The 26,439-nt window shown below is 55.9% G+C and carries 19 protein-coding genes; 8 read left to right on the top strand and 11 right to left on the bottom strand.

The genetic code is table 11. The features are described from left to right. Nucleotides 1–3: 3 nt before the first annotated feature. Entirely contained in the window at nt 4–1,224 is a 1,221-nt protein-coding gene (locus H5P30_RS08940; protein ID WP_185692605.1) for an efflux RND transporter periplasmic adaptor subunit, read from the top strand. Nucleotides 1,225–1,244: 20 nt separating this feature from the next. Further along, complete coding sequence (locus H5P30_RS08945; RefSeq protein ID WP_185692606.1) at nt 1,245–4,307, top strand: efflux RND transporter permease subunit; 3,063 nt, start codon at nt 1,245–1,247, stop codon at nt 4,305–4,307. A 496-nt stretch (nt 4,308–4,803) separates the two neighbouring features. On the opposite strand, the gene H5P30_RS08950 is transcribed toward H5P30_RS08945, so the two are convergent. After that, a complete protein-coding gene (locus tag H5P30_RS08950; protein WP_185692607.1) occupies nt 4,804–5,448 on the bottom strand; it encodes a transposase in 645 nt (214 codons plus the stop codon). A 1,070-nt stretch (nt 5,449–6,518) separates the two neighbouring features. Next, a complete protein-coding gene (locus H5P30_RS08955) occupies nt 6,519–7,961 on the bottom strand; it encodes a DUF4139 domain-containing protein (RefSeq protein ID WP_185692608.1) in 1,443 nt (480 codons plus the stop codon). A 308-nt stretch (nt 7,962–8,269) separates the two neighbouring features. Between H5P30_RS08955 and uxaC the strand changes: the two genes are divergently transcribed. After that, nucleotides 8,270–9,673, top strand: a complete 1,404-nt coding sequence (uxaC, locus tag H5P30_RS08960) for a glucuronate isomerase (RefSeq protein WP_185692609.1) — start codon at nt 8,270–8,272, stop codon at nt 9,671–9,673. A 99-nt stretch (nt 9,674–9,772) separates the two neighbouring features. On the opposite strand, the gene H5P30_RS08965 is transcribed toward uxaC, so the two are convergent. Then, nucleotides 9,773–11,590, bottom strand: a complete 1,818-nt coding sequence (locus tag H5P30_RS08965; RefSeq protein WP_185692610.1) for an SLC13 family permease — start codon at nt 11,588–11,590, stop codon at nt 9,773–9,775. A 118-nt stretch (nt 11,591–11,708) separates the two neighbouring features. Continuing rightward, complete coding sequence (locus H5P30_RS08970) at nt 11,709–12,674, bottom strand: LysR family transcriptional regulator (RefSeq protein WP_185692611.1); 966 nt, start codon at nt 12,672–12,674, stop codon at nt 11,709–11,711. 54 nt (nt 12,675–12,728) lie between these two features. Here H5P30_RS08970 and H5P30_RS08975 point away from each other — a divergent pair, with 54 nt between their 5' ends. Together H5P30_RS08975 and H5P30_RS08980 are read left to right on the top strand one after the other, a co-directional pair. After that, complete coding sequence (locus H5P30_RS08975) at nt 12,729–13,424, top strand: YggS family pyridoxal phosphate-dependent enzyme (protein WP_221774331.1); 696 nt, start codon at nt 12,729–12,731, stop codon at nt 13,422–13,424. Nucleotides 13,425–13,542: 118 nt separating this feature from the next. Then, the gene (locus H5P30_RS08980; RefSeq protein ID WP_185692612.1) at nt 13,543–13,893 is read left to right on the top strand and encodes a single-stranded DNA-binding protein; all 351 of its coding nucleotides are present in this window, start codon (nt 13,543–13,545) and stop codon (nt 13,891–13,893) included. Here the strand turns inward: H5P30_RS08980 and H5P30_RS08985 are convergent. Beyond that, on the bottom strand, nt 13,890–15,176 hold the full coding sequence (locus H5P30_RS08985; RefSeq protein WP_185692613.1) for a glycosyltransferase: 1,287 nt from the start codon (nt 15,174–15,176) through the stop codon (nt 13,890–13,892). The two genes, H5P30_RS08980 and H5P30_RS08985, sit on opposite strands and share 4 nt — an antisense overlap. A 235-nt stretch (nt 15,177–15,411) precedes the next feature. Here H5P30_RS08985 and H5P30_RS08990 point away from each other — a divergent pair, with 235 nt between their 5' ends. From H5P30_RS08990 to H5P30_RS09000, 3 genes are all read left to right on the top strand, one after another. Further along, nucleotides 15,412–17,238, top strand: a complete 1,827-nt coding sequence (locus H5P30_RS08990; RefSeq protein ID WP_185692614.1) for an assimilatory sulfite reductase (NADPH) flavoprotein subunit — start codon at nt 15,412–15,414, stop codon at nt 17,236–17,238. 30 nt (nt 17,239–17,268) lie between these two features. Further along, entirely contained in the window at nt 17,269–19,005 is a 1,737-nt protein-coding gene (locus tag H5P30_RS08995) for an NADPH-dependent assimilatory sulfite reductase hemoprotein subunit (RefSeq protein ID WP_185692615.1), read from the top strand. Nucleotides 19,006–19,152: 147 nt separating this feature from the next. After that, nucleotides 19,153–19,482 carry a hypothetical protein gene (locus H5P30_RS09000; protein WP_185692616.1) on the top strand — a complete coding sequence of 110 codons (330 nt, stop codon included), beginning with the start codon at nt 19,153–19,155 and terminating at the stop codon, nt 19,480–19,482. A 350-nt stretch (nt 19,483–19,832) separates the two neighbouring features. Here the strand turns inward: H5P30_RS09000 and H5P30_RS09005 are convergent, their stop codons facing one another. The 6 genes from H5P30_RS09005 to ppdK all read right to left on the bottom strand — a co-directional run bounded on the left by H5P30_RS09005 (nt 19,833) and on the right by ppdK (nt 25,966). Next, nucleotides 19,833–20,417 (bottom strand): outer membrane protein, encoded by a 585-nt coding sequence (locus H5P30_RS09005; RefSeq protein ID WP_185692617.1) that lies wholly within the window; start codon nt 20,415–20,417, stop codon nt 19,833–19,835. A 52-nt stretch (nt 20,418–20,469) separates the two neighbouring features. After that, a complete protein-coding gene (locus H5P30_RS09010; protein ID WP_185692618.1) occupies nt 20,470–20,898 on the bottom strand; it encodes a DoxX family protein in 429 nt (142 codons plus the stop codon). A 36-nt stretch (nt 20,899–20,934) separates the two neighbouring features. After that, a complete protein-coding gene (locus tag H5P30_RS09015) occupies nt 20,935–21,483 on the bottom strand; it encodes a hypothetical protein (RefSeq protein ID WP_185692619.1) in 549 nt (182 codons plus the stop codon). Continuing rightward, nucleotides 21,480–21,764 carry a hypothetical protein gene (locus H5P30_RS09020; RefSeq protein WP_185692620.1) on the bottom strand — a complete coding sequence of 95 codons (285 nt, stop codon included), beginning with the start codon at nt 21,762–21,764 and terminating at the stop codon, nt 21,480–21,482. Before H5P30_RS09020 ends, H5P30_RS09015 begins: the two co-directional genes overlap by 4 nt. Then, the gene (locus tag H5P30_RS09025) at nt 21,761–22,858 is read right to left on the bottom strand and encodes a hemolysin family protein (protein WP_185692621.1); all 1,098 of its coding nucleotides are present in this window, start codon (nt 22,856–22,858) and stop codon (nt 21,761–21,763) included. The genes H5P30_RS09020 and H5P30_RS09025 overlap by 4 nt, the downstream gene beginning before the upstream one ends. Nucleotides 22,859–23,194: 336 nt before the next feature. Then, on the bottom strand, nt 23,195–25,966 hold the full coding sequence (gene ppdK, locus H5P30_RS09030; RefSeq protein WP_185692622.1) for a pyruvate, phosphate dikinase: 2,772 nt from the start codon (nt 25,964–25,966) through the stop codon (nt 23,195–23,197). Between the last annotated feature and the right edge of the window lie 473 nt (nt 25,967–26,439).

Genomic DNA, 26,439 nt, shown 5'->3' on the forward strand with positions numbered 1-26,439 from the left:
TAAATGGGTAAAATCCCCACGGTAAGTTTGAAAATAGCGGGAATTGCGATTGCGGGAAATCCGTTGAGTGATCAGATTTTGCGGATTCTCATGAAACTCTGGGTGAAGTTTGTTATTTTGTTTGTGGTCTTCCTCCTCGTGGTGGGCGGATTGGCCGTGTTGAAGACGTCGCAGATCAAAAAAGCGATCGCGATGGGAGCATCTATGGTCCCACCGCCGCCAACGGTCGGGGTGGTCGAGGCGAAGACGGAAGCATGGGAGATCATCATCCCGGCGATCGGAACGCTGACCGCGAGCGAAGGGGTCACCTTGGCTTCCGAAGTCCCCGGGCGAGTGGTTGAGATCAACTTTGAGTCGGGTCAGGACGTGAAGAAGGGCGATGTCCTCCTTGTCCAGGATCATGCAGTGGAGTCCGCTAACCTGGCGGCGGCCAAAGCCAGCCAAGACCTGGCCGAGGTTGATTTTAAGCGATCGAAGGATCTGCTGGATCGTGACACGATCGCGCAGGCGGATTTCGACGCAGCCAATGCGCAGAAACAGAGAGCGGAAGCGGAAGCGCTTGCGATCAATGCCGCCATCGAGAAGAAGCGAATCGAGGCCCCATTTTCCGGCCAATTGGGAATCCGGCAGGTCAGTCTTGGAGAACTGCTTTCTGCAAATACCGCGATCGTCGTTCTGGAGGCATCCGATCCTCTCTATCTCGATTTTTCGTTGCCTCAACGTGAGCTCGGTCGGATTGCGGTCGAGCAGGAAGTCTCCTTTGGTGTCGATGCTTACGAAGAGAAAACCTTTACCGGGAAAGTGGAGGCAATCAGCCCCCGGATCGATCCCCGCACTCGTAATGTGAAGGTCCGCGTGGCTGTGCCGAACCCTGATAAGGAACTGCGTTCCGGGATGTTTGCCCGCTTGCGTTTGGATCTGGGGAAGGAAAATGACTGGGTCGTGATCCCCGACACCGCTATCAGCTACAATCCTTACGGGAATGCGGTCTATGTTGTGAAGGAACTCGAAAAGGAGGATGGAACTAAATTCAAAGGCGTGCGGCAGGTGTTCGTCGAGATCGCCGATCGTCGGGGTGATTTGGTGGCCATCAGCAAAGGAATTGAAGAAGGGGACCAGGTCGTCGTTATGGGGGCTGCGAAGCTCAATGACCGTTCTCCGGTGAAGATTGATAATTCGAATCTTCCCGATGCCAAAGCCCATCCGACTCCCGCCGAAGGTTAATCCGCTCCACTGATCGAAGTATGAAATTTACGGATATTTTCATCCGTCGTCCGGTTCTCGCGACCGTCGTCAGTCTTCTGGTTCTCCTGCTCGGGTTGGCCTCGATCTACCGACTGAACGTCCGACAATATCCGCAAACCGATGTCTCGGTAGTTTCGGTCAGCACGACGTATGTCGGGGCGGATGCGGAACTGGTGCAGGGGTTCATCACGACTCCCTTGGAGCGGGTCATCGCCAGCGCTGAGGGCATCGACTATATTGAGTCCACGAGTTCGGCCGGGGTGAGCATCATCTCCGCTCACCTGGTGTTGAACTACGACCCGATCAAGGCCCTGACTCAGATCAATTCGAAGATCAATCAGGTGCGGAATGATCTCCCGCCTGAGTCCGAGGAGCCGGTTATCGATATTCAGCAGGCGGACAGCAGCATCGCCTCAATGTATTTGGGGTTCTATTCGGAGGAGCTGCAGGGGAATGAAATCACGGATTACCTGACTCGGGTTGTGCAGCCCCGCCTTTCCGCAGTGCAGGGCGTCCAGCAAGCGGAGATCCTCGGTGGGCAGACGTTTGCGATGCGAATCTGGCTCGATCCCGATAAGATGGCAGCCTACGAGTTGACGGCAGCAGAGGTGCGTCAAGCGCTGGCCGCGAACAACTTCCTTTCTGCAATCGGGCAGACCAAGAGTGAATTCATTCAGGTCTCGATTACTGCCAATACCGATCTTCAGGATGCCGAGCAGTTTCGTAAGCTGGTCGTCCGGGAACAGGACGGAACGATTATTCGCCTTGGCGATGTGGCCAATGTCGTCCTCGGTGCCGAGAACTACGATGTCGACGTACGCTTTAACCAGAAGGGTGCCATCTTCATGGGGATTCACGTTCTTCCGACCGCGAATACTCTGGATGTGATCGCGGGGGTGCGCGAGACGCTGCCTGTGATCGAGGAGAACCTTCCGGGGAGTTTGAAGCTCGGCATTCCCTACGACTCGACGAAGTACATTGAGGATGCGATCAGCGAGATCGGATCGACCCTGACCGAAACTCTGGCGATCGTCATTGTCGTCATCTTCCTCTTCATCGGATCGGTCCGGGCGGTGACGATTCCAGTCGTGGTTATGCCGCTCTCCTTGATTGGGGCCTTCTTCCTGATGTTGGTCTTTGGCTTCACGATCAACTTGCTGACCCTCCTCGCCATTGTCCTTTCTGTCGGGCTGGTGGTTGACGATGCGATTGTTGTCTTGGAGAACATCGAGCGGCACATCCGCATGGGGAAGAGTCGCTTCGACGCCGCGATTGACGGGGCACGAGAGCTGGTGGGGCCGATTTTTGCCATGACCCTGACCCTTGCGGCTGTCTATGTTCCTATTGGGTTTCAGGGAGGGCTCACGGGCGCACTCTTCCGCGAATTTGCCTTCACCTTGGCGGGTGCCGTTTTCGTTTCCGGGATCCTTTCGCTGACGCTGTCACCGATGATGTGCTCGAAGATTCTCCCCAAAGAGTTCAAGTCAACTGGCTTGGTGGCTCGGCTCGAGGCGGGGTTCGATAAGATCCGTGGAGGATACGGTAAAGTTTTGGCGAGTTCTCTGGGCGCCCGCCCCGTGGTTATCACCATGGCCGTTCTTATCGTTTTGCTAGCCTTCCCCTTCTTCATGTTTTCGCAGAAGGAATTGGCACCGCCGGAGGACCAAGGGGTTATTTTTGGAATCATGGAAGGATCGCCGAGCGGGACTCTGGAGCAGACGCTTCTTTATTCTCCCGAGGTGGCGAAGATCTACAAGTCGGCTCCCGAGACCGAATCGACCTTTACCATTTCCTTCCCAGGCGCCGGAGTCCCTGGAAATCCGATGGCCGGTTTTGCTGGTCTGGTCACGCTCCCCTGGAGTGAGCGCACGCGGACGACTCAAGAGATGGTTCCCGAGATTCAGGCCAAACTTTCCGGTGTGGCGGGGTTGGATGTTCGGGCCGTGACCCCTTCGCCTCTTCCTGGTGGCAGTCAGTTTCCGGTCGAGTTTGTGGTTACATCCACCGCTACCCAGCGAGAAATTTTTGAGGTCACGGAAGCTCTGGTCAAGCGGGCCAATGCCAGCGGGAAATTCATGTTTGCCTTTTCGGATCTGAAGTTCGACCGCCCCCAGATCGAGGTCGATGTCGATCGTGAATTGGCGGCGGATCTTGGCCTCAACATGAGCGATATCGGGAACAATCTCGGGTCGGCCTTCGGTGGTGCCTACGTCAATCGTTTCAGCATCGATGGATGGAGCTACAAGGTGATCCCTCAGGTCGAGCGGATCGCGCGGTTGGTTCCCGAGCAGTTGGGAGACCTCTACTTCACCGCGGCCGATGGCTCCGTTTATCCTGCTTCAACAATCATCTCTGTTTCGCAAAAGGTGGAACCCCGCCAATTGAAACGATTCCAGCAATTGAATTCGGGGATGATTCAGGGAGCTCCCATGCCAGGAACCTCCAATGATGATGCCTTAAATTATCTCCAAGAGCAGGCCCAGGAGCTCTTTCCGAAAGGACGCGGATTTGAGGTCAATTACGCGGGAGAGTCCCGTCAGCTTCGGGAAGAGCAGAAGAGCGGTAGCTACATCCTACTCTTTTCAATCATCTTTATCTTTCTCGTTTTGGCAGCCCAGTTCGAGAGTTTCCGCGATCCTCTGATCATTCTTTTGGGGTCAGTTCCCCTCGCTCTCACCGGCTCGCTGCTCTTCACCTTTGTCGGCTTCACCAGTATCAATATCTATTCGCAGATCGGGTTGGTCACTCTGATCGGACTGATTGCGAAAAACGGTATTCTGATGGTGGAATTCGCCAATGAACTGCAACGGCGGGGCAAGGAAAAGCTCGAAGCGATCCAGGAGGCTTCCGAAATCCGCCTTCGCCCGATTCTCATGACCACCGCGGCAACGGTCTTTGGACACATGCCCCTGGTTTTCGTCACGGGTGCCGGTGCCGCGGCCCGCAATAGTATCGGGATCACCCTCGTCGCCGGAATGGCGATCGGAACGCTCTTCACTCTTTTCGTCGTCCCCAGTCTCTACATGCTCATCGCCCGCGACCGCCAAGGGCAGGATGTGTAGCGGGCGAGGCTGAAAGCCATGCGCGAAAGTAGCGAGAGCTTCCAGCTCTCGATTTGCGGCACAGGCTGGAAGCCTGTGGTCCGGGGGATTGCGTCTCTCGCCGCAATGAATCGCACGACTCAAGTCATGCGAGAACGGTGGGGCCGAAAGTAGGGAGGGCTCCCATGCTTCTCTCGGCAACTTCAGCTGCGCCCTGCGTCTGGCTCTGCGCGGGCAAGGTTGAAGCCATGCCTCACAGTGGGTAGGTCGCTTCAGCGCCTACCGCGGATGGTCTTGGAGAGGTTTTTTTGTGTGTGGTAAGCTTTAGTCCGGTCGGGTGCTTTGCTGAGCCTGCGCGGGCAAGGCTAAAGCCATGCCCCACAGTGGGCTAGGTCGCTTCAGCGCCTACCGCGAATGGTCTTGGAAGGACACTTTTGTGTGAGGTAATCCTCAGCCCGTTCGGGAGCCTTGTTGAGCCTGCGCGGGCAAGGCTGAAGCCATGCCCCACAGTGAGAGTCTAGGTCTCTAGATGAAGGAAGGGATAGTCTTCACTCTTTCTGCAGAGGTTGGCTTTCACGGGGTTCTGGGCCAGATATTTTTGCCAAGATTGGTATTCCGTAGCGTTGCGAATCCATCGGTCGTACCCGTAGGTCTGCCAAAATTTACCACTTCGATTTAAATATTGATTGAGGAAACGAGCAGAACGTCCTTTGAAGCGCATCCAGATTCGTTTGAATTCCTCAATGCTGTGGAGATGGATAGGCCGAGTGAGCAGGTGAATATGGTTAGGCATAATCACGAAGTCTGAGAGTTCCAATTGGTCTCCTTTGTATTTTCGCAACCATACGTCGAAGGCTTTGGAAACCTCGAGCCTACTAAAGGGAGTGAACCCCCATCCTCGGTCTAAGTATTCGTCCAGACAGAGAAAAACCTTTCGTCGAGCCTTCTCGGCCTCCGGACTCTTCGGTTCTACGGTCTGGAGAAATCGTTTCTGTTCCTCGAGTTGAAGAATCGTCGTCGAGGGGAGACTGCCTGCGCATCGGAGAGTTACGGAATAGCGCCCGTGTTCGACAACCCAATGAGGAAGGTCGTCTTGGTAAATGCCTAGAAAACGAGTACTCCAATCAAAAGGGGCGCTGTCTCTGGAAATGGAGCGGCTCATCTTGAGATTGATGGAATGCAGTTCTGGCTGCAGGGCAAGCCAGAAGCCATGCCCACAGTGGGTAGGTCGCTTCAGCGACTACTGCGGATGGTCTTGGAGAGACACTTTTGTGTGAGGAAATCCTCAGCCCGGTCGGGTGCTTTGCTGAGCTCTGCGCGGGCAAGGCTAAAGCCATGTCCCACAGTGGGTGGGTCGCTTCAGCGCCTACCGCGAATGGTCTTGGAGGGACACTTTTGTGTGTGGCAATCCTCAGTCCGGTCGTGAGCTTTGCTGAGCTCTGCGCGGGCAAGGCTAAAGCCATGCCCCACAGTGGGTGGGTCGCTTCAGCGCCTACCGCGAATTGGTCTTGAGGGCCATTTTGTGTGAGGTAATTCTCAGCCCGGTCGGGAGCTTTGTTGAGCCAGCGTGGGCAAGGCTAAAGCCATGCCCCACAGTGGGTAGGTCGCTTCAGCGCCTACCGCGAATGGTCTTGGAGGGACACTTTTGTGTGTGGCAATCCTCAGTCCGGTCGGGTGCTTTGCTGAGCTCTGCGCGGGCAAGGCTAAAGCCATGCCCCACAGTGGGTGGGTCGCTTCAGCGCCTACCGCGAATTGGTCTTGAGGGCCATTTTGTGTGAGGAAATCCTCAGCCCGGTCGGGAGCTTTGTTGAGCCAGCGTGGGCAAGGCTAAAGCCATGCCCCACAGTGGGTAGGTCGCTTCAGCGCCTACCACGAATGGTCTTGAGGGCCATTTTGTGTGAGGTAATCCTCAGCCCGGTCGGGAGCTTTGTTGAGCCAGCGTGGGCAAGGCTAAAGCCATGCCCCACAGTGGGTAGGTCGCTTCAGCGCCTACCACGAATGGTCTTGGAGAGACACTATTGTGTGAGGTAATTCTCAGCCCGGTCGGGAGCTTTGTTGAGCCTGCGTGGGCAAGGCTAAAGCCATGCCCCACAGTGGGTAGGTCGCTTCAGCGCCTACCACGAATGGTCTCAGAGAGACACTTTTGTGTGAGGTAATCCTCAGCCCGGCCGGGAGCCTTGTTGAGCTCTGCGTGGGCAAGGCTAAAGCCATGCCCCACCGGGCTTCCTCTATTTACCAAGTATACTCGACTGTGTAGTTGACGGTTTGGGTCTTGCCGGCGGCTACGGTGACGGGGAATTCGATGGTCCTTGAGTCGATCTTTTTGTAGTCGATATTGGAGGAGAGGATTTCCCAGTTGTTCCAGCGGTAGAGGGGCTCCACGACTTGAACCGTGACTTCCTCTTCGCTGCGATTGCGGATTTCGATGGAGAAGGTTTCGCGGATGAGGTCTTGGGTGCGGTGGCGGAAGAAATCGACTTGTTTGCGTTCGCCCACAAGGTCAAAGGCGTCTCCGATGTAGAGCTTGACCGTTTCGTCTTTGGGCGTGTGGTCGATGGTGTTCTCCCCGATGAACTCGATTTGGCCGTCGGTATCAGCACGGTAGAATCGGACGGTTCCGGCGGGCAGGGGGATCCCGAGATTATTCTCCTCGGAGTTTTTGAAAGAGCGGAAAATCGAGACTTTCGTCTGGTTGCCCTGGCCAAAGCCGGGATTGTCGATCGCCCCGCCGTTGTTTCGCCAGTAGTTGGGAAGGGCGGAACCGTTGTAGACATAGGTTTTCGTAGTCGCGACCGGATCCGCACGGACGAACTCCAGTTGCTTGGTTTCCTGATCCCGAAGGTCAATTTCGCCGGGGAGGGAGTAGAGGTGGAATTCGTCGAACTTCTTTTCTTCGACCGAGGGAGGAGGGGCGGCCGCGACAAACGAGCGAGAGACGATTTCGTTTTTGGCAGCGCCTCCGTCGTTTTCAATGACCTTATTCACGTTGCCAGCGATCAGGTTGATCGTTGCCTTTTCGAAATTCTTGCCGCTGCGATTCTGGACTGAGACCCACCCGCTCATCGATACTTCGTCACCTTCTTCTTGGAGGATGAGGTTGTAATCGGACTCCCAGGACAGGCCCCCCGTTAAGTAGCTGAGGTCGGCGGTAAGAGAAACCGGATCCGCCGAATAGATTTTCCAGGAAAGGGTGGGCTGGAGGATGGACCCGTCGCCGAGGCTTGGAAAGCGGGGATCGCCGGGAAGTTGCATCAGCAATTGGCCGTCAACTTCAATAATCGGCTCGAGATAGCCGGAGGAAGAGCGGGTCGGGGCGCGGACGATCTTGCCGTCCACTGCCACTTCAGAATCTCCCAGAGTGTGGACGAATTGAATCGTCTCGCCCTCAAACATCTGGAGGAGACGTTCTTGATTCACCGGATCCCCGCGATAGCTCTGTTCCAAAACCCGGAGATTGACCTTCCCCGATTGATCGCGGAGAACCACGGATTGCGGTTCGAGCTGACTGGTCACTCCGCTGTAGGAGACCTCCTCAGTCCCACCGGCGAGATCGAGGGAGACCTGGTCACGGATAACTGCAAAATTTTCGTTGTAGATCGTCAGGCCAGTCTGCGCGGTAAGAGGGGAGAGAGTCGCCAAGCCTGCGAGAAGAGTGGGAATGGTTTTTCGAATCATAGGTTTTCGTTATTTCGGGTGCAGATTTTCTGGAAAGAATTGGTAGCAGATTATCCCCCTCCAATTTCTCAGCCAACGGAAAAGTCGTCTGGTTTTGTAAAGTCTTTGTCATGCCGAAATTCCTCCCATTCTTCGGCCTTGCAGAGAGCGGCCATCTTTTCCGGCGAAGCTTCTTTCATTCGTGTCCTTCGGGGAGATTGGGTGAGCTCTCGGTCCTTTAAAGGTTTTAAAGATAAGGGCTTGCGAGAAAATTGCGGGAGGTGAAAATCCGGTTGGAATCAAAAACCAATTCGTGTAGGGTTTTGGGTATGGAATTCTTGCACGACGACTTTTTGCTCCGGGGCCCTACGGCAAAACGCCTTTACCACGATGTGGCGAAGGACTTGCCGATCATTGATTATCACTGCCACCTTCCCCCGAAAGATTTGGCCGAGAACCGCCGTTTTGACAATCTCTTCGAGGCTTGGCTCGAGGGGGACCACTACAAATGGCGGGCGATGCGCAGCAATGGAGTCACTGAAGATTTCTGCACGGGTGATGCCGATCCCTATGACAAGTTTCTGGCCTTTGCGAAGACGGTTCCGCACACGATTCGGAATCCCCTTTATCATTGGACTCACCTTGAGCTGAAGCGCTATTTCGGCTTTGACGGGATTCTCAATGAGAAGAGCGCGCCAAAGGTTTGGGAGATGGCCAACGAGCAGCTGACAGGAGGAGATTTGGACGTCGCTGGAATTCTGAAAAAATTCAAGGTGGAGATAGTCTGCACGACGGACGATCCGGCGGATTCCCTCGAGTATCACCAGCAGCTGGCGGGCAAGGATTTCCCGGCGAAAGTTTTTCCGGCGTTCCGGCCAGACAAGGTACTGGCTGCGGATAAACCGGAGGTCTTCAATACGTTCGTCGATTCGCTGAGTGCGCGGGTGAACAGCCCGATCGATTCCTTGGATACACTTCTGCGAGCTCTTGGCGACCGTCATGAGTTTTTCCACTCGATGGGCTGCCGTCTCTCCGACCATGGGTTGAGCTGGTTGCCAGCGCATGACATTTCGACGGATGATGCCAAGGCGATCTTTGCAAAGGTTCGTTCGGGCGAGGCTGCGACTGCCGAAGAGGCGGAAGGATTGGCCACCTATCTAATGATTTGGATGGGAGAGAAGGACTTTGAAAAGGGTTGGACCCGTCAGTTTCACCTCGGGGCGATGCGGAACAACAGCAGCCGCCTCTTCCGGAACCTCGGTCCGGATACCGGATTTGATTCGATTGGAGACTGGCCACAGGCAGAGCGTTTGAGTCGGCACCTCGATTTGCTCGATACTATGGGGAAGCTGCCTCGGACGATCCTCTATAATCTGAATCCGAACGATAATTACGTTTTCGGAACGATGATTGGAAACTTCCAGGATGGAACGATCCCCGGGAAGATCCAGTTCGGCTCCGGCTGGTGGTTCAATGATCAGATTGAAGGGATGGAAGCGCAGATGAACGCCCTCTCCAATCTCGGTCTGCTCTCGCGCTTTGTGGGAATGCTGACCGATTCCCGTTCTTTCCTGTCTTTCCCCCGTCACGAGTACTTCCGCCGGATTCTTTGCAACTTGGTTGGACGCGATGTCGACGAGGGGCTGATCCCGAACGATCCTGAGCTGATCGACGGGCTTGTTCGCCGGGTTAGTTACGAGAACGCTCGCGACTACTTCGGTTTTCCTGCCTGATTTTGGAGGGGAGAGTGGCGGCCTTTCCAGGTCGCCGCTCCTCGCTCAAAAAATGGTTCGCCAGCATCGGAGGGCGACTGCCCTCCGTGGACGGACGGTCTAAAATCCCCAAATCAGGGGGACGAGCAGGATGGTGCCCACCGCGTAGAGAATATTGAGCGGGAGTCCGATTCGCATGAAATCGGTAAACCGGTAGGCACCGACCCCGTAGACCAAGGTATTGGTTTGGTAACCGATCGGGGTGGCGAAACTGGCGGAGGAGCCGATACAGCAGGCGATGGCAAAGGGCCGGGGGTCGACTCCCATGCTGATCGCGAGAGACATGGCAACCGGGACCATTAGGACCACGGTTGCGTTGTTGGAAAGGAACTCTGTAAAGATGCTGCTGATGAGGTAAATGACGGCCAGAAGGACAAATGGTCGCCAAGAGGGCGCGACAAATCCTTCGACGAGCTGTTGGGTGAAGTTGGTAAAGAGATGGGTGGCCCCACTCGATTCCATGGCCATGCCCAAGCCCAGCATTCCATAGATGAGGATGAGGATTTTCCACTCGACCGATTGATAGCCCTCCTGCGGCTTCAAGCAGCCAGTGAGGAAAAGGACGCTGACGCCGAGGATCGTCGAAACGGCGATGGGTGCCAGATTGAGGGTGGCGAGGAGTACGACTCCGGCAAGAACTCCGATGGCGATCGGGGCTTTGCGACGTCGGGTATCGGCGGGCACGGCGGGCTGGTCGAGGAGGACAAGGTCTCCGCTGCGGCGCAGGGCTTCGAGAGACTCGTCTGGTCCGAGGAGAAGGATGGTATCCCCAGCCGAAATTACCGTTTTCTGGAAATCGGCATTGAGGTTTTTTCCGTCGCGGTGGACGGCGAGGATGAGGGTGCGGAAGCGTTGCCGGAAGTTCATCTCGGCGATGGTGCGGCCGGCTGCTGGTGAATTTGGGGCGACCATGGCTTCGACGATCGAAGCTTGGCGAGCCGAGATCGGTTCGAGGTCGGCATCCTTCTCCGCGGTGAGGATGATCCCTTCAAACTCACGGGCTTCGGCGATTCCAGAAGGGCGGCAGGCGAGGACGACGCGATCACCGCCACGGAGGACGGTCTTGCGGAGATCACCCGGAATCGGGGTCCCGGAACGGATTAGCTCAACCAGGCGAATGCCTGCCTGTTTGAGGATTTTGGTTTCTTCGACGCGCTTCCCGACCAAGGGTGAATCTCCCCGGACGAATGCCTCTGCCAGATATTCCTTGCGGGCTTCGGCCGGAATGAGTGAGCCAAGGCTCTCGCGGTCAGGCAGCAGCCATTTTCCGAACAAGGTTAAATAGAGAGTTCCGATGATCGCAAGAGGGGCGGCGACGGCGGCGAACTCGAACATGGTGAAGGGTTCGTAGCCGGAAGAGGAGAGGAGGGAGGAGCCGAGGATATTGGTGCTCGTTCCCATCAGGGTGCAGGTCCCCCCAAAGATAGAGGCGTAGCTGAGGGGGATGAGAACCTTGGATGCGGGGACTCCGAGGTTTGCGCTCAGACTGATGGCCACCGGTAGCAGAATCACGACCACCGGCGTGTTGTTGATGAAGGCTGAGACCAACGCCACGGGGATGATCAGAAAAAGGAGGAAGCGTCGATACCCGAAGCGGGTGGTTTTCTGAAGCAGCACGGTGAGGGAGTTGATGACTCCGCAACGCTCGAGGCCCGCGCTGATGATGAACATGCTGGCAATGGTGATTGGGGCTGGGTTGGAAAATACGCTCAGTAGCTCCGGCACGGAGGGAAGCTTCGACTGGGGGAAGAAGGCTGCGCCGATGGCAAGAAAGGCGAATACGCTCAAAGATGTCAGGTCCGCCGGGATCTTTTCCCGAGTGAAACTGAAGATCGCACCCAAAAGGAGAGCGAGGACGAAGATGACCTCCCAATTCATAAGAGGCCAACCTTGAGGAGCCAAAGCATGGCTGGCAATTCTGCAAAATCGGTTTCCTCAGGGGCGTTTCGTTTTCGCCCTCCGCTCGTAAGCTGGAGCGGGCCGCCCGAGGCCGAAATTATTTTTTGGAAGCGGTTTTGGCTGCTGGCTTGCGTCCGTTCGTGGAGGGGCTGGCAGCTTCTCCTTGGGAATCGCTCTTTTCGACTTCATTGCCCGTGAGCAGGGCGACGAACTGCTTCATCGCGGGAGTGAGGACTCGGCCTTTGCGATGAATGATGGCAATCGGACGCGTAAAAGTCTTTTTGCGGAAGGGGATCGAGCAGATCAGGCCTTTCTTGCCTTCATGGGCTACGGTCGAGGCGGGGAGAATTGCGAACCCGGCGTTGATTTCCACCGCCCGCTTCACCGTTTCGATGTTGTCGAACTCCATCTTGGGCTCGAGGGAGATCTTGGCCTCACGGAAAATCTCGTCCGTTGCCTTCCGGGTAGGAATGTCTTTGTCGAATCCGACAAAATCAAAGCCTTCGAGTTCCTTGACCGCCACATCTTCACGCCCCGCGAGAGGGTGGTCGGTGCTGGCGGCGACCACCAGCTGGTCTGTTTTGAAAGGAATGACTTCGAGCTGCCGGTTTTTTAGCGGGAAGGCGACCACTCCCAAGTCCACAGCATTGTGGAGAACGTCGTCGTAGACGTGGTTCGAGCGGCGGTATTCGACATGGACGTTCACCGAGGGGAACTCCTGCATGAAGGTCTTCAGATAACTGGGCAGCTCGTGAAGACCGACGCTATAGATGGTCGAGAGCTTAATATTTCCGCTAATCACCTTCCGCATTTCCTGAATCTCGCAGTCGAGACGTTCGTAGAGATGCAGAATCTCTTTGGAGGATTCGTAGAGACGGCGCCCTTCCTGGGTCAGACGGAATTGTTTCTGACTGCGGTCGACGATCAAAACATTAAAGTGTCGCTCCATGGATCGCAGCTGTTGGCTCACTGCGGATTGGGTGATGCCATTTAACTTGGCCGCTCGAGAAAAACTCTCGCTTTCAACCAAGTCTGAAAAGATTTTGAAATTCTCGATGTGCATGATCCAATTTAAAATGGGGGTGAAAAAAAGCTTCTCTAATAATAGATCCGTATTATGATAAGTTACAATGAGTTTTTTAGGAATTTTTCTAATCTTCGTGATGAGGTAAATCGAGTCGCTGTCGAAAATCGTCGAGATCCGGCAGATATCCAGATTTTGCCGGTGACGAAAACTCACCCCAAGGACGCGATCGAGTATGCAGAGCGGGCAGGGTTGCTGTCAGTGGGAGAGAATCGGGTTCAGGAGGCGGCGGAAAAGTCAGCCGAATTGCCGGATTCATCAGTTACTTGGGAGCTCATTGGGCATCTTCAGTCAAACAAAGCGGCTCAAGCAGTGGCGACCTTTGGGCGGATTCAATCGGTCGATTCGGTGAAGCTGGCCCGCAGGCTTGATCGCTTTGCTGGAGAAGCGGACCTAATCTTGCCCTGCTTGATCCAGGTCAACACTGGAGAGGATCCTCGGAAGTTTGGCTTCGCTGCGGAAGGGTTGGAAAAGGAATTCGAAGAAATGCTCACTTTCGAAAATCTCTCGATTGATGGGTTTATGACGGTTGCTCCTCTTGAAGGAGGGAACGAGGTGGCTCGGAAGGCATTTGCTCGGCTGCGTGAATTGGCCGAGTCTCTTCGGCAGCGTTTCGGTAAGGAATTGCCAGAGCTTTCGATGGGGATGAGTGGCGATATGGCCGAGGCCATCGCGGAGGGAGCGACCTTGATTCGCGTCGGTTCCGCTCTCTTCGGTTCAAGAACCTGATTCGATAGCATTGCGGGTTGCTCCGTAAAAGGGTTGACTTCGCTTATGAATGGTGAACATATGTTTACTAATTGGCTAAACGAGGCCAATTCTTGTAATCAGCAACCAAGGAGAACAAATGAACCAGACAGTCATCAGCGGGAATCTTACGGCGAATATCGAAGTGAAGGAAGTCGGGGAGAAACACCTCTCGAAGTTCACGGTGGCTTGCAACCAGGGGGATGCGACGGTGTTCCTCCCGGTCGAAGCATGGAATCAGAAACACCTGCCCGAGTATCTTCGCAAGGGGTCTCGGGTCCTTTTGGCGGGAGCGCTCCGTCAAGACCAGTGGGAGACGAAGTCGGGAGAAAGGCGTTCACGCCTCGTGCTTCGGGCGCAACAGGTCGACTTCCTCGACCCACCTCGAGGGCGCGCGAAAATGGAGAATGCTCCGCGACGAGTGGGGCAGGGCTCGCGCAACGCGGCCTAGCGGCTGAGGAGGCCAGTCGAGCCGGACTCCGGGTCGGCGGAAAAGGCTGGCTCGGTATCCGATTTCTGCAGCCACGATTCAACGCGCTCAATGGCCTGCGGTGCCCCTGGATAGGCACGTTGCCGGGCACCGAAGGCCTCTGCGTTCCTCGTGATCGATGGATCTTGGCGTAGGCGGTGAACCTCGCCCCAGAGCCGGCGACCCCAGCCCGCTTTGCGGATCGAGGAGCCGCACTTCAGTGATGTGACGGTTTGGCCCCAGAATTTTTGGTCCGCAAAGTGGGGGATCACGATTTGAGGGGTTCCGGCGAGAAAGGCTGAGGTCGTGGTTCCCGCCCCGCCGTGATGGATAACCACGGAGGCTTGGGGAAAGAGTTCTTCATGCGGCCCAGGGGGGATCATCCGGATTTGCTTCTCGGCCGGTGGTGCCGGTGGGGTGAACCAGCCCTGCTGAATGACGAGGGGCTGGTCAATCGGCCAATGCTGGTAAAGGTTTCGGAACTCCTCTTCCATGGAATCATTCGTAACGCTCCCGAAATTGAGGAGGGGAACCTTATCGATTGAGGAGTCCGTCTGAGATTCACCGGAGGAAAACCCTCCCGAAACAAAACCGCTGAAAGCGATGCGGTGCGATAGGTTCTCGGTCTCGTCGAGGTGTAGTTCGGGGGGGGCCAAGACCAGGGAATAGTCTGACGGAGAGCGGAGCCAACTGCGGATTCGCTGGTCAGGCCGGGAAATGATCCGGTTGATGCGGTGCGTTACGAAACGATCTGCCAGATGAGTCATGCGGACGTTCCACTGGATGCGAAGGGCTTTGGGCAGCCAGCTGGGCAGTTGGGGTAAGTTATCGGGGGGATGCAGGGGGGAAAAATAGGTATTGGGGCAAAAGTGAATCGAGATCGCTGGGATCTGGCGGGCGTCGGCCGCCGACTGGTAGAGGGGGAAGAGGTAGGAGTAGAGGAGGGCGTCGGCACCATCCAGGGCCTCGTCGAGAACCGGAAGAATTTCTCCCTGCCATGCATCGACATGACGATACATGGCTTCAACGAGTTTGAGGGGGTTGCGGATGGAGGAGTAGCGCTCCATGAGTCCGGAAAGCTCTTCCTGCGGACCTCCGGGAGGGATGGGGAGGAAGCGGATCCCGCGAGACTCGGTGGCGTCCTTCCAGTGATGGCTCGCCAGTAGGGTTGCGGCATGTCCGCTCCGTACGGCGGCTTCAGCCAGACGAATCACCGGAACGATATCGCCCGTAGAGCCGTGAGAGATGAAGACGAGCCGTAACATGGATGCTTTTGAGGAGGATACTCATTATTTTCATCTTACCAATTCAGAACAGACAATTTCTGTGAATTAGCCTGAAAACTGCTATTAGTTGTCTGAATGACAAGTATCACAGAATCTGGAAATTATGTGTTTTTATTTGCGAGATCCTAATTCTGCCTGACGATCTCTTTTCCATTGATGAACTTTATCGGTTTCTCTAACGTAGACCGTTTGTGCCGATAAGATAGCGCCGCTTATGACCAATTCGAATTCACCATCCATTCCTCAGTCGCCCTTGACTCCGGAAAACCAGCAACTTCTCAGTTCGCTCGTTGCCTCGTCGAACCATGATCAGATTTTGTGGATGTCCGGTTATTTGGCGGGCGCCATTTCGGCGGGTAGCGCCGTTGCGGCTCCGAACGCTGGGGTTGCCCCCGCCGCGGCCTCGAAGGCAAAAGTTCCGCTGTCGATTATTTACGCTACCGAGTCGGGCAACGCAGAAGCCCTCGCCGATGAAGCGAAGAAGCAGGCATCGAAGAAGGGATTTGCGGCTAAAATGGTCGATATGGGCGAGATTGAGCCCTCCGATCTGGTCAGCATGGAGAATGTTCTGGTCATTGCCAGCACTTGGGGAGAGGGCGATCCCCCCGATCGTGCCACTGGTTTCTTCGAAAAGTTTGAATCCGATGGAGCCCCGAAACTCGAGAAAACCCGCTTTTCGGTCCTGGCCCTCGGAGATACCAGCTATGAGCACTTCTGCAAATTTGGGAAGGACCTCGACGACCGGCTGGAAGCTCTCGGCGCACATCGGTTTTTCCCGCTCGTCGACTGCGATGTGGAATTTGAAGAGCCCTTTCAGAAGTGGTTCGATGAGGCGATCGATGTCCTCCTCCAGGACGTAGGCCAGCCCGGGCCCGTAGAGGTTGCCGTGGCGGATGGAGCCCAAATCCCACCGGTTGGGGAAGCCTATGGGAAGAAGAATCCTTTTCCTGCGCCCCTCATGGAGCGAATCAATCTCAATGGCCGGAGCTCCGCCAAGGAAACCTGGCACCTTGAGTTTTCTTTGGAAGGCTCGGGTCTATCTTACGAAGCGGGGGATGCTCTCGGAGTCTTTCCGCAAAATTGCCCGCAATACGTCGGGGAAATGCTCCGTGTAACTGGGTTGGACGGCGATGAGCTGGTTCGGGTCAATGATGAGAAAGTGGCTCTGCGAGCCTCGCTTCTCCGTAATTTGGACGTGACGAATCTCTCCAAGCCGATGCTCGAGAAGTATCAGGAGAAGGCTGAGAGTTCGAAACTGGGTTCGGTTTTGAAAGAAGGCGGCAAAGCTCTGAAGGATTTTCTCTGGGGCCGCCAGATGATCGACATCCTCGAAGAGTTCCCGATCAAGGGATTGTCTCCGCAGGACCTCGCCGATCTTTTCCGCAAGCTTCCTCCGCGTCTATACTCGATCGCTTCGAGTATGAAACAGCATCCGGATGAGGTGCACCTGACCGTGGCAGCGGTGCGTTACAACACTCATGGTCGCGCTCGCAAGGGAGTCTGCTCGACCTATTTTGCCGATTTGATTGAACGGGGCGACACCTCTCCGATCTATTTCCACGCGAACAAGAATTTCCGCCTTCCCGAGAATCCGGATACACCGGTCATCATGGTCGGTCCGGGAACCGGCGTGGCTCCGTTCCGCGCGTTCATCGAAGATCGTGCCGCCACCGAAGCCAAAGGGAAGAACTGGCTCTTCTTCGGAGATCAGCATTTCCAAACCGACTTCCTCTATCAGCTCGAGTGGCAGGACTATCTGAAGGATGGCGTTCTCGATCGGATGGATGTCGCCTTTTCGCGCGACACTCCGGACAAGGTTTACGTTCAGCACAAGATGAAGCAACAGGCGAAGGAACTCTACGCCTGGCTTGAAGAAGGAGCACATTTCTATGTCTGCGGGGATGCCTCGCGGATGGCTAAAGACGTCGCGAAGGCTCTCCAGGAAGTCGTCGTGGAGCAGGGCGGAAAGTCGGAAGAAGACGCTGCGGCCTACGTCAAGCAGTTGAAGAAGGACAAGCGTTACCAGCAGGACGTTTACTGAGGGGTATCGCGTACATAGATAGGGACAAACATGAGTAATCTTTTCGAGGGAGATAATTTCCATCAGAACGAATCCATTAAGGAATCGAGTAACTACTTACGTGGTACGATTCTAGAGGGATTGGCCGACGAGGTGACGGGCGCGATTTCAGCCGATGACACCCAGTTGACCAAGTTCCACGGCACCTACATGCAGGATGACCGCGATGTGCGTGCAGAGCGCCGTCGCAAGAAGCTGGAGAAGGCTTTCAGTTTCATGATTCGTGTCCGGGTGCCCGGAGGCCTGTGCACTCCGAAGCAGTGGTTGGAGATGGATCGTCTGGCCAATGACTACGCCAACGGCACTCTGAAGTTGACGACTCGCCAAGCCTTCCAGTTTCACGGGGTGATCAAGAGTGTGCTCAAGCGCACGATGAAGGAGATCAACGATTCGTTGCTCGATACCATTGCTGCTTGTGGGGACGTAAACCGCAACGTGATGTGCAACCCGAACCCCTATGAGTCGAAGCACCATGAAGTGGTTCAGGATATGGCGCAGAAAATTTCTGATCACCTGACTCCCGCAACACGAGCCTACCATGAGATTTGGCTCGATGGCGAAAAGGTGGCGGATTCGGAAGAAGAAGTGGAGCCGATCTACGGCAAGACCTACCTCCCACGTAAGTTCAAGATCGTCGTCGCGGTTCCGCCGATGAACGACGTCGATATTTACGCGCACTGCCTCGGTTTCATCGCCATCGTCGAAGACGACAAGGTCGTCGGTTACAACGTGACCGTTGGTGGCGGCATGGGCATGACCCATGGTAAGGAAGATACTTTCCCTCGTCTCGCCGAAGTCATGGGCTTCTGCACCCCGGAGCAGGCGGTCGATGTCGCCGAGAAGGTGGTTCTCGTCCAGCGCGATTACGGAGATCGTTCGAACCGGGCCCACGCTCGCCTGAAGTACACGATTGATGATCGCGGTCTCGACTGGTTCCGTGGCGAGGTCGAAAAACGTTTGGGCTATTCGCTGGAGGAAGCGCGTCCGTTCAAGTTCACCGGCACGGGCGATCGCTACGGCTGGTGTGAAGGTTCAGACGGCAACTTCCACTACGGACTCTACGTGGAAAATGGTCGGGTCAAAGACGTACCCGGCGTTCGCATGATGACCGGGTTGCGCAAGATTGCCGAAGTGCATGATGGTGATTTCCGCCTGACCGCGAATCAGAACCTCGTTATCGGAAGTGTGAAGCCCGAGAACAAGGAGAAGATCGAAGCTCTCCTTGAGGAGTACGGAATTTCGAATGATCGCATCCGTACCGGTCTGCGCTACAACTCAATGGCGTGTGTGGCCCTCCCAACCTGTGGTTTGGCACTCGCTGAGAGTGAGCGCTACCTACCAGAGCTGGTTGGCAACCTGGAGCAGATCATTGAAGCCAACGGTCTTCGCAATGAAGACATCAAGATTCGGATGACCGGTTGCCCGAATGGTTGCGGCCGTCCGTATCTTGGAGAGATCGGTTTTGTGGGTCGTGGACCCGGAGTTTACAACATTTACCTAGGTGCCGGATTTGACGGAGCTCGTCTAAACAAGCTCTATCGTCGCGATGTCCCGGAAGCCAATCTGGTGAAGGTCATCTCGCCGATCATTGAGGCCTACGCCAAGGATCGCGAAGAGGGCGAACACTTCGGTGACTTCACCATCCGCAACGGATACGTGAACGAGACCACCAAGGGATCCGAGTTCCACAACGACCTCCCGGAAAAAGTCGATAGCGAGTCCTTCTAAGACTCCAGGCCACTTAAACTTTGCAAGAAGCCGCTTCCTTTTCGGGAGCGGCTTCTTTTTTTGGGGGAGGGGGAGATAAGGGGGATTCTCCCCTCCGATTTGGACCTTCTGCGAAATCGGCGGAAAACGGAGCCCCATTCTTCGTCGATGAATCGCACGACTAAAGTCATGCGAGAACGGGAGAGCCAAAGTAGCGAGAGCTTCCAGCTCTCGATTTGCGTCCTGCGCAGTGCAGATCTACTTACCCAATGGGAGGCTGTCGAGAATGTCAGCCCCCACGTCCGGTCGATGAATCGCACGACTAAAGTCATGCGACAACGGAGGAGCCAGAGTAGCGAGAGCTTCCAGCTCTCGATTTGCGTCCTGGCCGATGCAGATCTACTTACCCATGAGGATACTGTCGAGATTGTCAGTCCCCGCGTCCGTTCGATGAATCGCACGACTAAAGTCATGCGAGAACGGGAGAAGCCAAAGTAGCGAGAGCTTCCAGCTCTCGATTTGCGTCCTGGCCGATGCAGATCTACTTACCCAAGAGGATACTGTCGAGAATGTCAGTCCTCCACGTCCCGTCGATGAATCGCACGACTAAAGTCATGCGAGAACGGGAGAAGCCAAAGTAGCGAGAGCTTCCAGCTCTCGATTTGCGTCCTGGCCGATGCAGATCTACTTACCCATGAGGATACTGTCGAGATTGTCAGTCCCCGCGTCCGTTCGATGAATCGCACGACTAAAGTCATGCGACAACGGAAGAGCCAAAGTAGCGAGAGCTTCCAGCTCTCGATCCCCGCAAAAAAAAAAAGGTTTCGTGAACGCTCTGAGCTGACCGATCAGAAGTAGAAGGTCACACCGGCTTCAAAGATCTGGGCGTTGCCCGGATCGATGGTTACTGAGTAGTCGTCACCCTTATAGGTGAAGTCGTCGAACATCATGAAGCGGTAGGCCCCGTGAACCGAAAGTTGTGGGAGGATGAAAAACTCAACCCCGGCAAAGCCTTGGGCGGTGAAGACTCCGTTGGTGCCATCTCCGTCACCGTATCTCGTTGAAATATCGACTTGGGCCACTGTTCCGCCAATGCCTGCGCCTGCGAGGAGGCGGAAGCGTTCGGTCAGGGGATAGGTGAATCGGTAGTTGACCAGGATGATGCTGAGATCGGCTTTTCCGTCCACGCCGACGTCGGTTCCTTGGTAGGTGTAGGAGGTGTTGATCGAGCGAAGGTCGGTTTGGGTAAACTCCAACTCGATCGCATTCATTTCATCGAAGGCGTAACCGAGGCGTGCCCCGACGCCGGTGGAGTTGTCAAAGTCCGTGTCCAGCCATTGGACAATGCCCTGTATGTAAGCACCTGCGGAAGCGCCGCAGACGGAAAAAGTAAGAGTCGAAATGACAAGTGTCGGAAGGGAGATGATTTTCATGAAGGCAGATCGGTGGTCCGGATGGTTGGATGATTACTGGATTGGATTTGAATTAGTTTTGGCGAAAGAGCTGATCGACTCCCACTCGCCCGCAACCTGCGAGGACGAAAGGGAGAGTGGCGGCGGCATAGAGGAAAGCCTTTTCCTGATCGGCAAATCCGTCACCTCCGTGTACTCCGAAGGCGGCAACCAGCATGGTTGCGAGAATGAGAAATGCGGAGATTCGAGTCAAGAAACCGGCAGCGAGGAAAAGGCCCCCGACGAGTTCGGAGAGAGCCGCTGCCCATGCAAATACTACGGGAGCAGGGAATCCGAGATCTTCGACACCGTCAATAAATCCGCCGGAAATGGGAAATTTTCCGACGCCATGAGCAAGGGCCAAGGCGAGCCCGGTGAAGACGCGGAGTCCGAGGAGTCCGAGTTCGGATCCAGTCGAAGCGGGTCCCGCGCCACCAAAGGCAAACTGTTTTAGCGAAGGCATAGGGGGATGTTGGGACTGCCGACTGGGAAATCAATTCTAATTGGGGGGTGATTCCTCAGAATTTGTTTCCTCGTAGGGAATCGGACCGGCATCCAGAATATAGGGGTCCCGGCTGATCAGCAGTTGGACGCTCTCTTCGATCGCATTCGGTTGGAAAGGGGAGATCTTGACCGTGATTACTTTGGTCAGCGGATCGAAGGTGAGGATCTCGAATTCGTTGTGCTCAAGTCCTGCGCGGAGGGCTGGCGTCTCTATACCCGGGTTCCCGTCGACTCGAATTTCGTTGGCGCGGAGGATCTCGACTTGCTCATCGAGGCGGGAAACTCTCCAAAGATTTTTGGAATCGTCTTGGACGAGCCAGCGGGTTTCCCCGGTCTCCGGAGAGACCCAGATCGAAAAGGCTTTCTCGTGCTCGAAGGGCAAATCCGGGAGAGGGATGGCTTCTGCGGATCGCTCGAAGGTGGAAAGGGGAGCCGGATCGTTGGAGTGATCGGAGGCGCTCCGGAGAAACGCGATTCCGGCGGCAATGACGCAGCCGATGAAGAATCCTCCGGCGAATACTCGGACTCGTTGTGACTGTTTCATGGTTGCTTTCGCTCCTTCCGCTCCTTCGCTCCACGCATGAAACACTTCACGATGGCGACTCCGGGAGCCCAAATTCCCGAGAGGATGGTGCCCGTCTTCAGTCCGTAAAGAGCGATATTCCAGGTCGTCTCATCCTTGAGGAAGAGGGGTCCCAGAATTAGAAAGACGAGGCAACCGGTGGTCGCCCCGATGAGGACCATGCCCAGAGTGTAGTAGAGGAAGATCCCCGCCCAGCGAATGATTAGCCAGACCCAGTCTCCGAACGACTTGGCGTTACTCATTGGCCTCGAGATTGTTTCTTGGCGACGCTGTCTTTGGCTGCATCGGAAGTGCGCCGCAGTTTTCGGGCTTCGCTCTTTTTGCGGGCGAGTTCACGCATATCGATCGCGACATCGTCGTGTTCGAAGATTTCCTGGCCGAGGATGGATTCCATCACATCTTCCATGGTCAAAACTCCAGCGACCGAACCGTATTCGTCGACGACGACTCCGAGTTGCTGGTGGTTTTTGAGGAAAATCTGCAGAGCATCGGAAGCGGTGGCGTTTTCGGGGATAAAGACGGTCTCGTACATAAGGTCGCCGACGGTTGTCGATTCGCCTTCCCCGTCTGCCATTTTCGCAAGGAGATCCCGGCGCCGCACGACTCCAATCATTTCATCAATGTTGTCGTGGTAGACGGGGATTCGGGCGAAGGGGATGTTCTTGAAATCGCGAATGACTTCTTCGACCGGGGTGTCTTTTTCCAAAGCAGTGACCACCGTCCGCGGAGTCATGATTTCGCTGACGGGGATCGTGTCGAGGCTCAGGGCATTGGAGATCATGCGTCTTTCGCTCTCGGTGAGATCACCATCTTTCGCGCTCTTCTCCGCCAGCAGAAGGATTTCCTCGTCTGGGGTTTCATTCGAGGGTTGCGGTTTGACGAAGAAGCGAACCGCAATTTTGCACAGGAATGACACCGGGAGCATAATGATGCGAATCCAGTGCAGGGGATAAATAAGGATCGGCTGCAGGGCGGGGCGATAGAGGACGCCGATGTTTTTCGGGATGACCTCCGAGAAAATCAGGATCCCCATGACCAAGGCGGCCGAAAAGAAGACTACGTTCTCTTCTCCGAGGGCGGTCGCAGCCAGAGCCCCGCTGACGCTGGCGCCGGCAGTGTTGGCAATCGTGTTCAGACTGAGGATGGCCGAAGTGGTCTCCTCGATCTCGATCTTAAAACGCTCGAGACGGGCTCCAATGAGCGGATGGCGTTGTTTCAAGCCTTCGATCTCGGTGGTTGTGGTGCTGAGGATCATGGCCTCGAGCACGGAACAAAGGGCCGAAATGCACACGGTGAAGCCAACGGCGAGAACGAGGTAGACTAGATCGTCGCCCATCATCGGATGCCCCCGGATTCACGAGGATCTCGGTCGAAGTGACTTCGACTCACGGAGATCCGTTCGGCTGATATTGTTGCATGTGAATGGAACGGAGATCGACTCTCTCGATCGCCGTCCGATTCGGACGTACAGGAACCTTCTTTTTCCACAGGACTGGAGAATTTGCCGAAAGGAGTGCAGAAGGACAAGGCAAACCTTTCGTCGTTTGTGAAGGGGGCGTGTCGGGGATTCCGCACGGAAACTGGGGAGTTGCTTCGAAGCGCTTCCCTGCAGACACAAAAAAGCCCCCGGGAAGATCCCGGGGGCTTGGTGCAGGAAAGAGTCTCAGGCGGACTACTTCAGAGCCGCTTGGGCGGCTGCGAGTCGGGCTACTGGCACGCGAGGTGGCGAGCAGCTGACGTAGTCGAGACCAACATTGTGGAAGAACTCAATCGAGGAAGGATCCCCGCCGTGTTCTCCGCAGATGCCGAGCTTCAGGTCTTTCTTGGTCGAACGACCACCCTTGACGCCGAGTTCGACGAGCTTGCCAACACCCTTGGTGTCGATCGAAGCAAACGGGTTCTGCGGCATGATTTCCGTCTCCTTGTACTTGCCGAGGAAGGAACCTGCGTCGTCGCGGCTCATTCCCAGACCAGTCTGGGTCAGGTCGTTTGTGCCGAAGCTGAAGAATTCCGCGGTTTCCGCGATCTCGTCGGCGGTGACGGCGCCCCGTGGGACTTCGATCATCGTTCCAACGAGGTACTTGAATTTCACCTTCTTGGCGGTCATGACTTCTTCAGCCACGCGGTGGATGACGGCGGCCTGATTCTTGAGCTCGTCGGCGAAACCAACGAGGGGAACCATGACTTCCGGGACGACCTTGATCGGCTTCTTGAGCTTGTAGCAAGCTGCAGCCGCTTCGAAGATCGCACGGGCCTGCATCTCGGTGATTTCCGGGTAGGAAATTCCGAGACGGCAACCGCGGTGACCGAGCATCGGGTTGGCTTCGTGAAGGGCATGAACGCGCTCGGTGATGATGTCGATGTCGACTCCGAGAGAGTTCGCCAGCTCACGCTTGGCCGATTCGTCGTGCGGGAGGAATTCGTGCAGAGGAGGATCCAGGAGGCGGATCGTAACCGGACGTCCACCCATGGCCTTGAAGAGACCCGTGAAGTCCCGACGCTGGAAGGGCAGGAGCTTCTTGAGGGCGGCGCGGCGTTCGTTCTCGTCCGAGGAGAGAATCATCTGACGCATGTAGGTGATGCGGTCGCCTTCGAAGAACATGTGCTCCGTGCGGCAGAGGCCGATGCCTTCCGCTCCGAGTGCAACAGCGTTCTTGGCCTGCTCTGGCGAGTCGGCGTTGGTGCGGACTCCGAGCTTACGAGCCTTGTCGGCCCAGCTCATGACTTGGTCGAAGAGCTGGTAGGTGTAGCTGGACTCAGGCTTCTTCTTGCCGCTGAGAACCTGATCGACTTCCGAAGGAGCGGTGTCGACGTGGCCGGCGTAGATTTCACCAGTCGTTCCGTCGATGGAGATGTCATCCCCTTCCTTCAGAACGGTCTTGCCAACAGTCAGGGTGCGAGCGCCGTAGTTGATGACGACGTCGGATGCACCGCAGACGCAAACCTTGTTCATCTGACGGGCAACGAGAGCTGCGTGCGAGCTAACCCCACCGCGAGAGGTGAGGATCCCGTCGGCAGCGATCATGCCACGAAGGTCTTCCGGTGTGGTTTCGACGCGGCAGAGGACAGCGTGACCGCCGCTCTTGGCAACGCCTTCCGCCTTTTCAGCGGTGAAGCAGATCTTACCGGAGGCAGCTCCAGGGCCTGCCGGAAGACCGGTGGCGAGGAGCTTGGCTTTCTTAATGGCTTTTTCGTCGAAGACGGCCACGAGAAGACTCGAGATGGAGTCGGCCGGAATCTTGGTGAGGGCGACCTTCTGGTTGATGAGGCGTTCCTTCACGAGCTCGACGGCGATGCGGACCGCAGCCAAACCGGTGCGTTTACCGTTGCGGGTCTGCAGCATGTAGAGCTTGCCTTCCTCAACGGTGAACTCGAAGTCCTGCATGTCCTTGAAGTGACGCTCGAGCTGCTTGCGAACCTTTTCGAGTTCGGCGTGAGCGGCGGGCATCTCTTCCTTCAGCTTGGCAATCGGGTTCGGAGTGCGGATACCGGCGACGACGTCTTCCCCTTGAGCGTTGATCAGGTATTCACCGTAGAAAACCTTCTCACCGTTGGCGGGGTCACGAGTGAAGGCCACGCCCGTTGCGCAGGTGTCGCCCATGTTCCCGAAGACCATTGCCTGAACGTTGACCGCGGTGCCCCATTCAGCCGGAATGTTGTACTTCTGGCGGTAAAGGATCGCGCGTTCGTTCTGCCAGGAGCTAAAGACGGCTCCGACTGCGCCCCAGAGTTGTTCGTAAACATCCTGCGGGAAAGCGCTCTTGGTGCGGGACTTGATCAGAGCCTTGTAGCGCTTGATCAGTTCCTTGAGGTCGTCCGCGGTCAGCTGGTTGTCGAGCTCGACGCCGACTTCCTTCTTCAACTCATCGAGGCATGCGTCGAAAGGTTCGTGATCGTTTTCGTGCTGCGGCTGTACACCCATGACGACGTCTCCGTACATGCCGATGAAGCGACGGTAGCAGTCGTAGGCGAATGCGGCGTTGCCGGATTCTTCCGCCAAGGCTTCGACGGTTTTGTCGTTGAGCCCGAGGTTGAGGATCGTGTCCATCATGCCCGGCATCGATTCGCGGGCGCCGGAACGAACGGAAAGGAGGAGAGGCTTCTTGGAAGCGCCGAACTTCTTGCCGAGCTGCTTCTCGATCGAAGCAACCGACTGGCGCATTTCCTTGTCTAGCGTAGTGGGGTACTTACGACCGTTTTCATAGAAAAAGGTGCAAACCTCGGTGGTGATGGTGAAGCCCGGAGGAACAGGGAGACCAATGCGGGCCATCTCGGCCAGGTTGGCACCCTTGCCGCCCAGAAGGTTACGGAGCTTGGAGCTGCCGTCGGTCTTCTTGCCGAACTCGTAGATGCTCTTCTTGGGCGTGGCTACGCGTTTTGCGCGCTTCGCCGTTTTGCGGGCCCCTTTACGGGCCGTCTTTTTTGTGGCTTTTTTTGCTGACATACTGGTATGTGTTGGGTTTCTGAAAGGCTGTTTCTCCGAGGTGGGAAAAGGGTTGAGGAAATAGCTGTCTCGCAGACTGTCAATGGAATAGCGACTTGGGAGGCCGCTGGAAGCCGAATGAGGATCGGTTTTGAGTTTGTGGAAAATAAGGATCGTGGAAATTTTGAGCGGTCTCATCGGGAAGGGGAGTCGTTCGTTTTCGTTTCCGGTCCTCCACCGATGTCGGAAGTTTGATGCCGAATCGCGGCGTTCGTTTTGCCTCCGGTTCTTTCGCAGTGGTCGCATCGTCGTCCACCTGTGAACCCTTTTCGGCGTCCGCCGGTCGAAGGGAGAACTGTGTGGCGGATGGATTCCTTGTCGGTGGTTGTCCTCGAGTTTTACTGAGGTCTTGGGCGAACGCATGAGGCTGGTCAGGCGGTCGGAAACTAAGGGAAGGTAGCGGAGAGTCTGATCTTTCGGCTTGACCTAACGCG

It is taken from the genome of Puniceicoccus vermicola, from assembly GCF_014230055.1.
GTDB lineage: Bacteria > Verrucomicrobiota > Verrucomicrobiia > Opitutales > Puniceicoccaceae > Puniceicoccus > Puniceicoccus vermicola.

Excerpts from the sequence above, each read along its gene's own strand:
- H5P30_RS08940 (WP_185692605.1), top strand. The coding sequence starts at position 4 with ATGGGTAAAATCCCCACGGTAAGTTTGAAAATAGCGGGAATTGCGATT.
- H5P30_RS08945 (WP_185692606.1), top strand. The coding sequence starts at position 1,245 with ATGAAATTTACGGATATTTTCATCCGTCGTCCGGTTCTCGCGACCGTC.
- H5P30_RS08950 (WP_185692607.1), bottom strand. The coding sequence starts at position 5,448 with ATGAGCCGCTCCATTTCCAGAGACAGCGCCCCTTTTGATTGGAGTACT.
- H5P30_RS08955 (WP_185692608.1), bottom strand. The coding sequence starts at position 7,961 with ATGATTCGAAAAACCATTCCCACTCTTCTCGCAGGCTTGGCGACTCTC.
- uxaC (WP_185692609.1), top strand. The coding sequence starts at position 8,270 with ATGGAATTCTTGCACGACGACTTTTTGCTCCGGGGCCCTACGGCAAAA.
- H5P30_RS08965 (WP_185692610.1), bottom strand. The coding sequence starts at position 11,590 with ATGAATTGGGAGGTCATCTTCGTCCTCGCTCTCCTTTTGGGTGCGATC.
- H5P30_RS08970 (WP_185692611.1), bottom strand. The coding sequence starts at position 12,674 with ATGCACATCGAGAATTTCAAAATCTTTTCAGACTTGGTTGAAAGCGAG.
- H5P30_RS08975 (WP_221774331.1), top strand. The coding sequence starts at position 12,729 with ATGATAAGTTACAATGAGTTTTTTAGGAATTTTTCTAATCTTCGTGAT.
- H5P30_RS08980 (WP_185692612.1), top strand. The coding sequence starts at position 13,543 with ATGAACCAGACAGTCATCAGCGGGAATCTTACGGCGAATATCGAAGTG.
- H5P30_RS08985 (WP_185692613.1), bottom strand. The coding sequence starts at position 15,176 with ATGTTACGGCTCGTCTTCATCTCTCACGGCTCTACGGGCGATATCGTT.
- H5P30_RS08990 (WP_185692614.1), top strand. The coding sequence starts at position 15,412 with ATGACCAATTCGAATTCACCATCCATTCCTCAGTCGCCCTTGACTCCG.
- H5P30_RS08995 (WP_185692615.1), top strand. The coding sequence starts at position 17,269 with ATGAGTAATCTTTTCGAGGGAGATAATTTCCATCAGAACGAATCCATT.
- H5P30_RS09000 (WP_185692616.1), top strand. The coding sequence starts at position 19,153 with ATGAATCGCACGACTAAAGTCATGCGAGAACGGGAGAGCCAAAGTAGC.
- H5P30_RS09005 (WP_185692617.1), bottom strand. The coding sequence starts at position 20,417 with ATGAAAATCATCTCCCTTCCGACACTTGTCATTTCGACTCTTACTTTT.
- H5P30_RS09010 (WP_185692618.1), bottom strand. The coding sequence starts at position 20,898 with ATGCCTTCGCTAAAACAGTTTGCCTTTGGTGGCGCGGGACCCGCTTCG.
- H5P30_RS09015 (WP_185692619.1), bottom strand. The coding sequence starts at position 21,483 with ATGAAACAGTCACAACGAGTCCGAGTATTCGCCGGAGGATTCTTCATC.
- H5P30_RS09020 (WP_185692620.1), bottom strand. The coding sequence starts at position 21,764 with ATGAGTAACGCCAAGTCGTTCGGAGACTGGGTCTGGCTAATCATTCGC.
- H5P30_RS09025 (WP_185692621.1), bottom strand. The coding sequence starts at position 22,858 with ATGGGCGACGATCTAGTCTACCTCGTTCTCGCCGTTGGCTTCACCGTG.
- ppdK (WP_185692622.1), bottom strand. The coding sequence starts at position 25,966 with ATGTCAGCAAAAAAAGCCACAAAAAAGACGGCCCGTAAAGGGGCCCGC.